The 12,575-nt window shown below is 68.1% G+C and carries 14 protein-coding genes; 8 read left to right on the top strand and 6 right to left on the bottom strand.

What is annotated here, in order from left to right:
* Positions 1-1,323 (bottom strand): short-chain fatty acid transporter, encoded by a 1,323-nt coding sequence (locus NF556_RS06545; protein WP_252595737.1) that lies wholly within the window; start codon positions 1,321-1,323, stop codon positions 1-3.
* A gap of 205 nt (positions 1,324-1,528) precedes the next feature.
* Between NF556_RS06545 and NF556_RS06540 the strand changes: the two genes are divergently transcribed.
* Positions 1,529-2,125, top strand: a complete 597-nt coding sequence (locus NF556_RS06540) for a TetR/AcrR family transcriptional regulator (protein WP_252594692.1) — start codon at positions 1,529-1,531, stop codon at positions 2,123-2,125.
* An 8-nt stretch (positions 2,126-2,133) separates the two neighbouring features.
* On the opposite strand, the gene NF556_RS06535 is transcribed toward NF556_RS06540, so the two are convergent.
* The gene (locus NF556_RS06535; RefSeq protein ID WP_252594690.1) at positions 2,134-2,877 is read right to left on the bottom strand and encodes an SAM-dependent methyltransferase; all 744 of its coding nucleotides are present in this window, start codon (positions 2,875-2,877) and stop codon (positions 2,134-2,136) included.
* A 125-nt stretch (positions 2,878-3,002) separates the two neighbouring features.
* On the opposite strand from NF556_RS06535, the gene NF556_RS06530 reads away from it, so the two are divergent.
* From NF556_RS06530 to NF556_RS06515, 4 genes are read left to right on the top strand one after another with little or no spacing between them, the layout of a single operon-like run.
* Positions 3,003-3,389, top strand: coding sequence for a hypothetical protein (locus NF556_RS06530; RefSeq protein WP_252594688.1), 387 nt, complete (start codon positions 3,003-3,005; stop codon positions 3,387-3,389).
* Positions 3,390-3,409: 20 nt separating this feature from the next.
* Positions 3,410-4,045 carry a hypothetical protein gene (locus tag NF556_RS06525; RefSeq protein ID WP_252594685.1) on the top strand — a complete coding sequence of 212 codons (636 nt, stop codon included), beginning with the start codon at positions 3,410-3,412 and terminating at the stop codon, positions 4,043-4,045.
* A gap of 3 nt (positions 4,046-4,048) precedes the next feature.
* The gene (locus NF556_RS06520) at positions 4,049-4,648 is read left to right on the top strand and encodes a histidine phosphatase family protein (protein WP_252594684.1); all 600 of its coding nucleotides are present in this window, start codon (positions 4,049-4,051) and stop codon (positions 4,646-4,648) included.
* On the top strand, positions 4,641-5,882 hold the full coding sequence (locus tag NF556_RS06515; RefSeq protein WP_252594682.1) for a PEP/pyruvate-binding domain-containing protein: 1,242 nt from the start codon (positions 4,641-4,643) through the stop codon (positions 5,880-5,882). Before NF556_RS06520 ends, NF556_RS06515 begins: the two co-directional genes overlap by 8 nt.
* A 33-nt stretch (positions 5,883-5,915) precedes the next feature.
* On the opposite strand, the gene NF556_RS06510 is transcribed toward NF556_RS06515, so the two are convergent.
* Genes NF556_RS06510 through NF556_RS06500 form a run of 3 tightly spaced genes read right to left on the bottom strand, consistent with a single transcriptional unit; the run spans position 5,916 to position 8,146 of the window.
* On the bottom strand, positions 5,916-6,824 hold the full coding sequence (locus tag NF556_RS06510; RefSeq protein WP_252594681.1) for a DMT family transporter: 909 nt from the start codon (positions 6,822-6,824) through the stop codon (positions 5,916-5,918).
* A 15-nt stretch (positions 6,825-6,839) separates the two neighbouring features.
* On the bottom strand, positions 6,840-7,808 hold the full coding sequence (locus NF556_RS06505) for an HAAS signaling domain-containing protein (protein WP_252594680.1): 969 nt from the start codon (positions 7,806-7,808) through the stop codon (positions 6,840-6,842).
* Positions 7,805-8,146, bottom strand: a complete 342-nt coding sequence (locus NF556_RS06500; protein ID WP_252594679.1) for a PadR family transcriptional regulator — start codon at positions 8,144-8,146, stop codon at positions 7,805-7,807. The genes NF556_RS06505 and NF556_RS06500 overlap by 4 nt, the downstream gene beginning before the upstream one ends.
* Before the next feature lie 102 nt (positions 8,147-8,248).
* Here NF556_RS06500 and NF556_RS06495 point away from each other — a divergent pair, with 102 nt between their 5' ends.
* The 3 genes from NF556_RS06495 (at position 8,249) to NF556_RS06485 (ending at position 11,139) form a co-directional block, all read left to right on the top strand.
* Positions 8,249-9,115, top strand: coding sequence for a hypothetical protein (locus NF556_RS06495; RefSeq protein ID WP_252594677.1), 867 nt, complete (start codon positions 8,249-8,251; stop codon positions 9,113-9,115).
* A gap of 9 nt (positions 9,116-9,124) precedes the next feature.
* Positions 9,125-10,096, top strand: coding sequence for an NAD(P)-dependent alcohol dehydrogenase (locus tag NF556_RS06490; RefSeq protein ID WP_252594675.1), 972 nt, complete (start codon positions 9,125-9,127; stop codon positions 10,094-10,096).
* Between the two features lie 182 nt (positions 10,097-10,278).
* Positions 10,279-11,139, top strand: coding sequence for an alpha/beta fold hydrolase (locus tag NF556_RS06485; protein ID WP_252594674.1), 861 nt, complete (start codon positions 10,279-10,281; stop codon positions 11,137-11,139).
* Positions 11,140-11,227: 88 nt separating this feature from the next.
* On the opposite strand, the gene NF556_RS06480 is transcribed toward NF556_RS06485, so the two are convergent.
* Complete coding sequence (locus NF556_RS06480) at positions 11,228-12,433, bottom strand: hypothetical protein (RefSeq protein WP_252594673.1); 1,206 nt, start codon at positions 12,431-12,433, stop codon at positions 11,228-11,230.
* Between the last annotated feature and the right edge of the window lie 142 nt (positions 12,434-12,575).

The raw sequence follows: 12,575 nt of genomic DNA, 5'->3' as shown, positions 1-12,575 counted from the left end.
TCACAGGATGAAACTGGCCACCAAGAGAGTGCCGGCGAAGGCAAACCCAGAAACGATGAACGTCACAGTCGTGTAGCCCATGATGTCCCTGATTTTCAGGCCGGCAATTGCCAGCAAAGGCAGCGCCCAGAACGGTTGGATCATGTTGCTCCACTGGTCCCCGTATGAGACCGCCATGATGGCGATCGCAGGATCAACACCAAGCGCCTGGGCGGCGTCCAGCATGATCGGTCCCTGCACGGCGAACTGCGCGCCTCCAGAGGGGACGAAGATGTTCACAAGACCTGCGGAGAGCAGGGCGATGATCCCGAAGGTGTATTCGTTGGAGATCGCGATCATCCGCTCGGTGAGCCAGCCCATGAGCCCAGTGGCCACCATGATTCCGAGGATTCCTGCATAGAGCGGGTACTGGAAGACCACGTCGCCGACATTGCTTGCCGAGCGCCTGACGAGGGCCAGCATCTCGGCTGCATTGCGAACCAGCAAGAGGATGAGCATCATGAACGACCAGTTCACGATGTCCAGGGTCAGAGTTCCCCCGTTCATGAAGTGCACTGCCAGGTAGCTCGCCAGAGCGAGGCCCAGCAGCAGGGTTGGGATGCGGCTTGCGTCCAGGCGATCAGCTGGGGTGTTGATGTCCTCCGGCTGGTAAACCTCCGCCTCGGCCTCCGTAGCGACCTCGACGACCTTCGAACCATTCCGGGGGCGCACAAGGTACATGGCGCTGGCGACGACGATCACCGTGACGACCGCCCCAATGATGTTCCAGAGGCTGAAGGTGGTTTCGGACATCGGCACGACCTGGCCGGTCATCTCGTGCACAAAGCTGCCTTCAGTCGCGGCGGCGAGTGGGCCTGAGCCCGAATAGCCCATGTGCCACACCACCCACCCCGAGTAGCCGCACGCCACCAAGAGTGGGAAGTGCAAGCGCAGGCCGCGGGCCTTACCCTGCCGGGCCACCTCCTTGGCGATCACCGCGCCAACAACTAGACCCAGGCCCCAGGTGATCAACGACGCAACAGCAGTCACGACCACGACGAAGATGTAGGCCTGCCCCTCGGTCCGCGGCACTGAACCGAGTCGAACCAGGAGAGCATGCACTGGTCCGGTGTGGGCCAGCATGTAGCCGAGCAAGAGGATCAGGACCATCTGCATCGTGAAGGCCAGCAGTCCAGACAGGCCCTCACCCCAGCCCTTGAGTGCATCGACGGGAGTCGCGTCCGTCACCAGCAGGGACATGCCAGCCACCACCGCTGTGAGCACGACCGCAAACAGGAATGCACTCGGCATGAAGCGCTCAACCACGGAGTTCAACGGGCCCATGAACATGTCCACCGTGTTGCGAGGCGGCTTGGGGTCCTTCTCAGATTGACGCGTGGCGTCCACCTTGTCCGTCATTCTTTCCTCCTCGGGGCTTCGTTGCGCCGAACTCTCGCGTAGAATTGGACCGACCGATCGGTACAGTACCGACCGATCGGTAAAGTAGCACGGACGATACGGATCTGTAAACACCTCACGAGGAGATGTCATGACAGCAGCAGGGGACGCACGGGTCAGCCCGGGACGCGAGGCACTCTTCAGAAGCGCTGCCGAGCTGTTCGCGGTCAAGGGCTTCCACGGCACCGGGATGGCAGACCTAGAGCGCGCGACAGGCATGGGACGCGGGAGCATCTACCACCACGTTTCGAGCAAGGATGACCTGCTCTTCGGCATCACGACCGAGTATCTACGTCGATTGATCGACGCTGGCCACGAACTCCTCGGGGAGGAGCGTCAGGCCGCGGATCGCCTCCGCGAGTTCTCCCGCCTCGTGGTGCGCGAGATCGTTGACCATCTCCCAGAGATGACGGTGTGCTTCCGTGACCTACATGCCGTCCAAGAGACTCGTCGCGGTGAGGTCCTGGACCTCCACCGGGCATACGAGCAAACGTGGGCGGACATACTCCAACGCGGCGTGGACGAGGGTGCCTTTGGCCCATCCACGAGCAGACCGATCGTCGTCAAGGCTCTACTCGGCCTGCACCACTACGCCTACATCTGGCTTCGCCCTGATGGCCCGCTCGGCCCCGATGAGGTCGCGGACCAGTTCGTCAACCTGGTCCTCGAGGGCATCCGCGCCGCGTAGGCGCACCATCAGCGACCGAGGAGAAGCGTCACGAAGCCCATCGGCCGGCGCCGGCCACGCAGCCAGGCGGTCCACTCGTGGTCCAGCTCCTGCTGCACCGGGTGGCCCGGGTGGTCGAGCAGCCACTCCTCCCGCTCGCGCAGATGACCCAGCTCAAAGGTGTCGAACTCGGTGCGGGTCGAGTCGTGCAGGTCCACCACGCGCCAGCCAGCGGCGTGGACCAGGTCGACCAGGTCTGGCAGCTCGAGGCAGTCGTCCGCGGAGGCGCCCTCCCACATGACTGAGAGCTCTTCCGCGGTCGGCTGGGCCAGCCAGATCTCGCTGCCAAACAGCACCCGGCCGCCCGGGCGGAGTCGCTGCGCCAACTGCCTCAGCGCCTCCTCGATGGTGCCGAACGCCTGATAGGCGCCGATGTTGATCAGCAGGTCCGCCTGCTCGGACACCTCGGCACTCGATCCGTTGAGGAAGGTGACCCGGTCGGCCAGCCCGCGCTGTGCTGCCAGGTCGTGCGCCCGCTCGATGTCCGGCCCGTGCACGTCCACACCGATCCCGCGTGCGGCGGGAGCTGCGGCGAGCGCATCGAGCAGCAGGCTCCCCCAGCCGCATCCGTGGTCCACGATCACTTGTGGTGCGTGCGCTGCGGCCGCGGCGACCAGTCGGGCGGCCGACAGTGGCGACAGGGGCGAGTTGAGGTCAAGGCAGGCGCCGGTGCCGGCGGGTGGCGGGGTCTGGGGTGAATGGGACTGTCTCATCCGCCCCATCGAACGCGTTGTCGGTGCGCCGGGGCAACTGGTTTGCCCCGCCTCCCCGGCGTTGCGACGACAGCCACATCAACAGACTGTTGACAACGACGTGTTGATGTCGCAGACTGGCCGTCATGGACCACACCAGCGGCCGTCATGTCCCCGACGCCCAGGAAGTCGCCCGGCAGACCCTGGTCGGCGCGGGAGCACGCAACCTGCCGACGATGCCGTGGCAGCACCCGAAGGAGCCGGCCGACGACGTCCTCCTGCTCAGGTTCGCGCTGTGGCGCGCCAACCAGCAGGTCGGCTCGGCGTCAGCCCACGAGTTGGCGGCTGCGCTGACCCTGATCGATGCGGCGCGGGCGTCCGTGGACACGCTGGAGACAGCACTGCTCTTCACCGCACGCGCCGAGGGCTGGACCTGGCCCCAGGTGGCCGAGGCGCTCGGCGTGCGCACACCCCAAGCGGCGCAGCAGCGTTATCAACGCGTCTCGCAACGCCCCGAGGGCCTCACCCGATGAGCGCCCCCACAAACGCGCCCTTGAGCACCTCCGAGCGGGCCGAGCTGCTCATCCTCCAAGCCGTGCGGTTGACCGGTGTCGCGGACGAGGGCGCGGTGCTCGACCGCGCTCTCCTCGGCGAGCACCAGGTGCGTGAGGTGCTGGAGCAGGCCGCCGCGGATGGGCTGGTGGAGCAATTCAGGCTCGCCGATGTCGGCGGTTGGGTGCTGACGGAGTCCGGGTCTGTCCAGGTCGCCCGCCTGCTCAGCCAGGAGGTGCAGGCCGCCGACGCCCGCGCCGTGCTGAGCGCGGCCCTGGAGCGCTTCGAGCAGATCAACGGCCCGTTCGTCGAGCGGGTGGCACAGTGGCAGCTCCAGTCGACCTTGGCGACAACGACCGGGTTCGGGGGTGCGGACGACGCCGCAGTCGGGGCCCTGCTGGCCGACCTCACACAGTCCGGGGACGACCTGCGCAGCGCGTTGGCGGATCTGGTGGTGGCCCTCCCCCGGTTCGGCCGCTATCCCTTCCAGTTCTCCGCCGCCCTCGACCGGGCGCGGGGCGAGGGGCTGCGGTGGGTCACCGGCGTCGGGCTGCTGTCGTGTCACGCGGTGTGGGCCGAGGTCCACCAGGATCTGCTGTCCAGCCTGGGCCTGGCGCGCGGCCGAACGGCCGGGTGAGTCATGGCGACCCGGACCCTGTATGCCGTGCGGCACGGTCTCGCAGATCCGCTCGGCCAACTCACTGACCAGGGTCGAGAGCAGTGCCATCACCTCGGGCGCCGACTCGCGAACCAGCCCATCGACGTGGTCTGGCACTCGCCCCTGAGTCGGGCCCGTGACAGTGCTGCCGTCATCGCCGAGCACCTGGAGGTGCCGCTCGTCGACGAGGCCGGTGAACTGATCGACCACGTGCCCCACGTTCCCACTCGCGAGCAGGTCTCCGGCAGCAGCTGGGAGGGCTTCTTCGACGGCTATGACGCGGGCGAGGCCCGGGCGGGCCGACAACTCGCGGACCAACTCACCGCGCGCTTTGCCACTCCGCCTGCGCCCGGCGCGCGCTCCACGCACGAGGTCCTGGTGACCCACGCCTATCCGATCGCCTGGCTCGTGCGCGACGCCCTCGGCGCACCTCCGCAGTCGTGGCTGTCACTGACCTGGATGGCCAACACCGGGGTGACCGTGATCGAGCACACCCGGGGCGAGCCACCTGCCGTGCACATGGTCAACGACCAGTCGCACCTGCCGGCCGAGTTCACCTGGCCCGGTGTCAGCCGTGAATGATCTCGTGGACCTGGGTGACCTCGCGGCCACCGACCCTGCCATCGTGGGTGGGAAGGCCGCGAGCCTGGCCCAGCTGGTCAGATCCGGAGTGGACGTGCCCGCGGGCTTCGTCATCCCCACCGGTGTCTTCCGTCGCCACCAGGGCAGCACACTCGACGATGATCTGCTCGCGCAGCTCGAGGTCGGCCTGCGACGCATCGGCGGTGTGTCTGCTCCGGTCGCCGTGCGCTCCTCGGCCACCACGGAGGACGGTGCGGCGGCATCCGCTGCGGGGCAGCACGACTCGGTCCTCGCAGTGGTGGGCACCGAGGCCGCGTCCCGTGCCGTGCTGCGGTGCTGGGCCTCGCTCTGGTCGGACCGTGCGCTGGCCTATCGAGCAGGTCGGGGCTCCAGCGGTGGCGGGACTCCGAGCGCAGGCCCGGGAACGGGCACAGGGCCGGGAACGAGCTCGGGCCCGGCCTCGCGCGCGGGTCCGCCAGAAATGGCAGTGCTCGTGCAGACCTTCGTCGACGCCGACGTCTCCGGAGTGCTGTTCACCGGCGACGCCACCGTCATCGAGGCGACCCCCGGCCTCGGTGATCAGCTCGTCAACGGACAGGTCACGCCCGACTCCTGGACCGTCGATGATCAGGGCATCAGCGACCGCGTCATGGGCACGACGTCGCACCGCTCGGACCGGGTCGGCGATCGGCTGAGGCGGCGACCACTGTCCGACGATGAGCGCGGACAGCTGTGCCTCACTGACGCGCAGGTGCTTGCCCTGTGCCGCCTGGGTCAACAGGTCTCCCTGCTCCTCGGCGGCCCGGCCGACCTCGAGTGGGCGATCACCGGCGAGCAGATCCACGTCCTGCAGGCCCGCCCGATCACCACCGCCCTGCCACCGGGTCACCTGGCCCGCGCGCACCCGGCCGGCGAGCTCCACGGCATCGCGGCCAGCCCCGGCACTGCGACCGGGCCGGTCCGGGTGATCGCCGGTGTCGCCGACTTCCGCCGGGTCTCGCCTGGAGACGTCCTGGTCTGCGAGCACACCGACCCTGCCTGGACTCCCCTGTTCGGCTTCGCGGGGGCAGTCGTCACCGAGCACGGTGGGCTGCTGTCCCACGCCGCCATCGTGGCGCGCGAGATCGGGCTGCCCGCGGTCGTCGCAGTCCCCGACGCGACGCAGGTGCTCCGGGACGGCACAACGGTCCGCGTCGATGGCGACCGCGGCAGCGTGACCCGCCTCGAGGCATAGGCGGCGCATCCGTGTCAATGCCGACAGGCAGTCTCAGCCAGGCGTCGGTGGCACTCGCCGCCGGCCGCTGGATGTCGCGACATAAGCCCCGACCAGCACGAGAGCGATGCCCGCAACGGACAGCGGCGCGACCGACTCCCCCGCCAGGCCGGCGCCGAGCACGAGAGCCACCACGGGCACCAGGTAGTTGTTGATCGCCGCCCGCGGGGCTCCGACACGGCCCACCAGGATCGCGAACAGCACGAAGCCCAGGCCGGTGCCGAGTGAGCCCAGGGCGACCATCGCCAGCACGCCCGTCAGGGTCGGGGTCGAGTCCGCCAGGCCCGGAGCGCCATAGGCGGTGGACACCACGAGGGCGACCAACTGAATGCGCCAGATGACCGGCAGCGCACCGTTGCGCGCCTGGAGCGGGCCCGAGATGTTGAACGACAGGCCATAACAGGTGACAGCCAGCAACACCATGGCCACGCCAGCGAGGCTGGCAGCGCCCTCCACGTTGGGCAGGCCGATGATCAGCACCCCGACGAAACCGACGGCAAGGCCACCGACCAGGCGCGGCCCCAGGGCGTGCCCGAACAGCAGGACCGCGAAGACAGTCGTGACCAGCGGTGTCGCACCATTGATCATGCCCGCCAACGCGGAGGAGATGTGCTGCTCGGCCACGGTGAACAGGACGAACGGCAGCGCCATCCAGATCACGCCGAGCAGCGTGATGCCCCGCCAGTCACTGGGGTGACGCAACGGCCTCCAGGATCCGGGGATCACCGTGAGGGCCAGCGCCCCCAGGAGGATCCGCAGCCACGCCACGGTCTCCGGCGGAAAGTCCTCCAGACCGATCTTGATCAGCCAGAACGAGGAACCCCAGGTCACCGCCACACTGACCAGCAGCGCCCAGTCCCCCCACGCCAACCGCAGCGGCAGGGGAGACTGGGCGGACGGCATACGGCCCATTGTGGTTCAGGGGGTGCGGGCCGCCTTGCGGAAGGTGTCGAAGGCCTCCCAGAGCAGGATGCCCACGACGACCACGATCGTGGCCCCCAGCGTGACCGGCTCGTTGACCTCAAGGTTGCCAGCGGAGTCGCGGACCCACTCGAGCGGCAGTGTCTCCCAGGCATACAGTTCGTTGCGGGCCGCGAGCCAGACGATCGGCGCGGTGAACACCAGCATGCCGACCAGGTTGACGATCGCGGTGAGCCGGGTCCAGTGCCCGCGGGCCAGCACATAGACGCTGGCCAACAGGCTGGCGGCCATTCCTGCCGCCAGGACCCAGCGCAGTGAGTAGGCCGTGTCGGTGAAGATCTGACCCCACGCGAAGCCATCGATGGACCCGCCGAGACGGACCGGCAGGACCAACAGCGTGAGGAGGAAGGCGTTGAGGATCACCGACCAGATGGCGTCGCCCCACGTGACCTGCCGCTTCTGGGGCTCGGGCAGGTCCGCGGGGTCCCAGTCGCCCTGGTCGACCCCGAGCGCATCCATCGCCTCTCCCCCGGCGTCGGTGCGCTCGGCGATGGCGAAGCCGAGGGTCACCCAGAAGGCAATCTGCAGCGCGGCAAACAGGGCTGTGGTGACCGCCGTGCCGACGATGTTGCCGGGAGGGTCCTCATCGAGCAGGCCCAGGGCGACCATCAGGACGGCCACCAGGGCGGGCACCCACGCCAGGAGCGTCTTCAGGGTGCGCAGCCAGGCCGGGAAGAAGCGCGGCCCGATCAGGTGCTGACCCGTGCCGCGATAGCTGTCCGCCAGCGCGGTCGGGTGCCCCAGGTCGCGCAGTGCCTGCCGCTCGGCCTCGGCCTGGTCCGGCTCGGGGTTCGCGGCGACGGTGTCCTCGATGGTGCCGCGCAGCTCCAGGGCGATGTCCTCGCGCTGCGCCTCGGGCAGTTGTGCGGTGACGGCGTGGACATAGCGGTCGGTCAGTGACGTCATGATGTTCCCCTGGTGGTGAGGGCCTGGAGGGCGGTGTTGAGGGCGCTCCACTCCTGCGTGAGCGCGGCGAGGACGTCCCGGCCCTCGGCGGTGAGCACATAGAACTTGCGTGGCCGGCTCTCGTCGGTGTTCCACTCGCTGGTGAGCAGGCCCTGTTTCTCGAGTCGGCGCAGCAGCGGATAGAGGGTGTTGCCCTCGACCTCGATGCCCGCATCGGCGAGATGCTCGAGCAGGGCATAGCCGTAACGCGGCTCCGCGAGGCTCGCGAGCGCTGCCAGGACGACAGTCCCCCGCCGCAACTCCTGGCCGTGCGTGGCCAGCGTCTCCTCTGTGGTCATGAGTGAAACAATAGTGTGTGTCACACAGCATTGTCAATCACACATCAATGTCACGGGGTGGCCAATGCGCTCGCATCGCACCGTGCTTGACAGGATGGGGCGATGAGTTACGAGATCCTCCTCTATCCCCGCACGGCCGGACAGGACTGGGACGAGGTCCTGGCCGCGGACGAGGCCGACAGCCCGGAGATGGACCTGACGACACTCAACCGTGGGGTCGCCAGCTTCCGTCGCATCGAGGCCCGTCTGCGTGACGGACTCACCGAGCCGGTGCGGACCTGGGCTGCCGAGGACCTCACCGGGGATGTGTTCGGCGAGTTCCAGACGCGGGACAGCGGGTTGCGCGTGGACCTCTATGACCGGGCTGCCTCGGTCTCCGCGCCCTACGGCGGCCCGTCCGACCCGGTGCTCGACCTGGTCCGCCAGGCGGTGGAGATCGTCGCCGCCGAAACCGGCTACGAGGCCTACGACCCGCAGGTGGGCGACACCTTCGACGGCAGTTTCGACGACGAGGCTGGGCAGGCGTCGCTGTCCGAGGTCACCGACCGGGACGACCTCTGGGCCGACCACACTGCCAACACCGTCAACGAGGATGCCGCGCATCCCGACGGACTGACAGCAGCCCCGGTCGAGGGCGAGATCGTGGACGATGCCGACCAGGACGGCCCCCTGGACCCTCGGGCGGAGCGTGCCCGCCTCATCCAGGAGCGCCGTCAGCAGCTCCTGGAGGAGCGACGCCAGCCTGCGGCGCTGCGGCGGCGGGGCTGGTTCTATGTGATCTTCGGCGCGATCGTCTCCGCGATCGGCCTGATGCGCGTCTCCGAAGGCGACACCGGGATGCTCACCTGGCTGTTCCTGGGTGTCGGCGTCTTCGAGCTCGTCGGCGCCTGGCTCATGTTCTCCCAGTCGAAGCAGGCGGAGGCGCAGCAGGGCCAGCAGTCGGGCGACCCCGATGCGGTCGATCGATAGAGTTGTCTCGTGCGCGCAGCCGTGAACACCAACTACGGCCCACCCGAGGTCGTCACGGTCACGGACGTGCCCGTCCCCCAGCCCGGTGCTGGCGAGCTCCTCATCCGCGTGGCAGCGACCACGGTCAACCGCACCGACTGCGCCTATCGCGCCGCCCGACCCTTCTTCATGAGGTCGCTCACCGGCCTGCGCCGACCCAAGCGCACCATCCTGGGCACCGAGTTCGCCGGCGAGGTGGTCAGCACGGGCGCGGGGGTCGACCAGTTCGCCGTGGGTGACCTGGTCTTCGGCTATTGCGAGGGCCGCTTCGGGGCACATGCGGAGTATGCCGTGGCGCACCAGACCTCCTCGGTCGCCACTGTCCCGGCGAACCTCTCCCTGACCGAGGCGGCCGCCGCGACCGAGGGGTTCCACTACGCCCGCTCTGGGCTGCGCCGGGCGGGGGTCCGGCCCGGCGACGAGGTCCTGGTCAACGGCGCCACCGGCGGGATCGGCTCTGCGGCAGTGCAGCAGCTCACCGCCATGGGCGTCGCGGTGACGGCGGTGTGCGCCACCGAGCACCTGGACCTGGTCCGTGGGCTCGGCGCTCAGCACGTCGTGGACTACACGAGGGAGGACTTCACGCAGCTGCCCAAACAGTTCCACCTCGTGTTCGACGCCGTCGGCAAGAGCTCGTTCGGTCGCTGCCGCCGGCTGCTGCGACCCGACGGCGTCTATGTCTCCTCCGAGCTCGGCCCCGGCTGGCAGAACCTGCCGCTCTCCCTGGTCGGCACGGTGCGCCGCGGCCACCGCCGCGTGGTCTTCCCGTTCCCCGAGGACAGCCAGGCGGTGGTGGAGGAGATCCGCGATCACCTCGAGGCGGGGACGTTCCGGCCCGTGATCGACCGCACCTACGACCTGGAGGACATCGCAGCAGCCCACCGCTATGTCGAGTCGGGTCGCAAGGTCGGCAACGTGGTGATCACCGTCGCCTCCGCGTGAGGTGGCAGGTGACTTCCTCTGGCCCTGGCGTCGAGGTCGAGGGCCGCTGATCGACCCGCTCTGACCCCCTCCTCCGAGGGTGCATGTGGGGGACGTGACATTGGTGCACCTCAGGACACCAATGTCACGTCGAAGCCTTTAACTCCGTGGCATGCCATCTCCCGGGCCGTTACCTTGTCGCGGTGACTACCTTCGTCCTGGTCCACGGGGCCTTCTCCAACTCCTTCCTCTTCGCACCGCTGCAGGCCGAGCTGGCGCTGCGCGGACACCGCTCTGCCGCAGTGGATCTGCCGGGCCACGGCTTCGAGGCGACCTATGCCCGGTCGTATCAGGCACCGCAGGACCTGGCCGAGCTCGGCGCGGTCCCCGGCTCCATCCGGGGAGTCACCCTGGCGGACAACGCAGCCCGGGTGATCGAGACCCTCGAGCGAGCCAGGGAGCACGGCCCGACGGTGCTGCTCGCCCACAGCCGGGGCGGGGCGACGGTCACCGCCGTCGCGAACGCCCGGCCGGACCTGATCGACCGCCTTGTCTATGTCTCGGCCTGGGCGCCGGTGGATCTCGAGGTCGGTGCCTACTACGCCGAGCCGGAGATGGCGGACGTCGACGCCGCAGCGCTGATGGGTGCCCTGGTCGGGGACCCGGCCGAGCTCGGGCTACTCCGGACCAACTTCCGCTCCGCCGACCCCGAAGTCCTTGGCGCGTTCAAGGAGGCCTTCCTGGCCGACGGCACCGACGAGGAGTTCCTGACCGCGCTCAACACCTTCCAGCCGGACGAGAACCTCGACGTCGGCACCAGCGCGGACCGCGCGCAGGCCGACACCTGGGGCACGGTCCCCCGGACGTTCGTGCGGCTGGAGGACGACACCAGCATGCCGCTCGCCATGCAGGACAGACTGATTCGCGAGGGCGACGCCCTGACCCCGGACAACCCGTGGGACGTGCGCACGCTGCCCGGCAGTCACCTGATGTGGCTGGTGCGCCCGGGACCTGCAGCAGAGCTGCTCGGGGACCTGACCGTGCCGGACTCACCCAGGCGGTGAGCGGGGACGTGGCCTCCTCCAGGCGCTGACAGGGCCACGGCGCGATGCGCACCGGGGCCCTTACAGCTCATCGCTTAGAGAGGCAGCCTTACCGCGTCGCCACAACCGTGGTCGATGCGACGGCGGGACGGTGGCCATCTAGTGAGCCCGTCACCTCGACCGTGATGACAGTGCCTGCAGGCCAGCGTCCACCCTTGAGGTGCAGCATCTGGCCCGTCTCACCCTCAACGGCCTCGCCATCGCGGAACCACTGGTAGGTGAGCTGAGCACCCTGGGCCCAGTCACCCTCATTCACCGTCAGCTCGGCGCCCTGCTTGATCCGACCGCGCGGGAGGTGGGACGTGATGCTCGGCGTCCCGGCGGCCACCATCGGCTCGACCAGCGTGAAGTTGACGGTCGTGCTGTTGCCGGAGATGTCATAGGCCACGAGCGTGTTCTCACCCAGGACGCCGCCGAAGGCACCAGGCTTGACGTAGTTCAGGTCCGACCACTTGTTGTTGGACAGGTCCTTGACCACACCGTTGACGACGACCCTGTCGACCTTGCCCTCATCGAACAGCTTGAAGGAGATCAACTCATAGGCGTCACCGTCGGCAACCGTGTAGGTCGCATTGTCCTTGATCGTGACGCTCGGGCCGGTGGCACTCAGGGTGAAGTGCACGGTCGTCACGTTGCCGGCGACGTCATAGACCTCCAGGGTGTTCTCACCCAGGACCGCGCCAAAGACGCCCGGCTTGACGTAGTTCAGGTCCGACCACTTGTCGTTGGCCAGGTCCTTGACCACACCGTTGAGCACAACCTTGTCGACCTTGCCCGCATCCGTCAGCTTGAACGACACCTTCTCGTATGCCGCCCCGTCAGTTGCGGTGAAGGTGTCACCCTCCTTGACGGTCACCGTCGGCGCCTGCGGGTTGAGCACGAAGGTGTGGGTGGTGACATTGCCGGCGACGTCATAGACCTCCAGGGTGTTCTCGCCGTGGATCGCACCAAAGACACCGGGCTTGACGTGGTTCAGGTCCGACCAGATGTTGTTGGACAGGTCCTTGGTCACACCGTTGAGCACGACCTTGTCGATCTTGCCCGCGTCCTGGAGCGAGAAGGACACCTTCTCGTAGTCGCCGTTGGCCACGACAGTGAACGAGTCGCCTGACTTGACGGTCACGATCGGCGCCTTCGTGTCTGCTTCCTCTGCGTGGGCAGCGGCAGGGACGGCCGTCATGGCAACGCCCATGACCAGGGCGGACAGGGCGCCGAGGGGCTTGGACAACTTGCGGGCGGACACAGGGGATTCCACGAATTTGACTCCTTCAGAGGGTGCTCACGGGGGTGATGCTCAGGGCAGCCTGCCAGGAGTTCTTTACTTTTGCAATACCTTCACATGACTATTCCGTGAACGTGTCTCAGCGACCCATTTCTGCTCTACCCGCACAGCCGGA

The sequence above is a fragment of the Ornithinimicrobium faecis genome (assembly GCF_023923225.1).
GTDB classification, from domain to species: domain Bacteria; phylum Actinomycetota; class Actinomycetes; order Actinomycetales; family Dermatophilaceae; genus Ornithinicoccus; species Ornithinicoccus faecis.
This window is presented reverse-complemented; position numbering and strand designations above follow the sequence as displayed.

Excerpts from the sequence above, each read along its gene's own strand:
- NF556_RS06545 (WP_252595737.1), bottom strand. The coding sequence starts at position 1,323 with ATGGGCCCGTTGAACTCCGTGGTTGAGCGCTTCATGCCGAGTGCATTC.
- NF556_RS06540 (WP_252594692.1), top strand. The coding sequence starts at position 1,529 with ATGACAGCAGCAGGGGACGCACGGGTCAGCCCGGGACGCGAGGCACTC.
- NF556_RS06535 (WP_252594690.1), bottom strand. The coding sequence starts at position 2,877 with ATGAGACAGTCCCATTCACCCCAGACCCCGCCACCCGCCGGCACCGGC.
- NF556_RS06530 (WP_252594688.1), top strand. The coding sequence starts at position 3,003 with ATGGACCACACCAGCGGCCGTCATGTCCCCGACGCCCAGGAAGTCGCC.
- NF556_RS06520 (WP_252594684.1), top strand. The coding sequence starts at position 4,049 with ATGGCGACCCGGACCCTGTATGCCGTGCGGCACGGTCTCGCAGATCCG.
- NF556_RS06510 (WP_252594681.1), bottom strand. The coding sequence starts at position 6,824 with ATGCCGTCCGCCCAGTCTCCCCTGCCGCTGCGGTTGGCGTGGGGGGAC.
- NF556_RS06505 (WP_252594680.1), bottom strand. The coding sequence starts at position 7,808 with ATGACGTCACTGACCGACCGCTATGTCCACGCCGTCACCGCACAACTG.
- NF556_RS06500 (WP_252594679.1), bottom strand. The coding sequence starts at position 8,146 with ATGACCACAGAGGAGACGCTGGCCACGCACGGCCAGGAGTTGCGGCGG.
- NF556_RS06495 (WP_252594677.1), top strand. The coding sequence starts at position 8,249 with ATGAGTTACGAGATCCTCCTCTATCCCCGCACGGCCGGACAGGACTGG.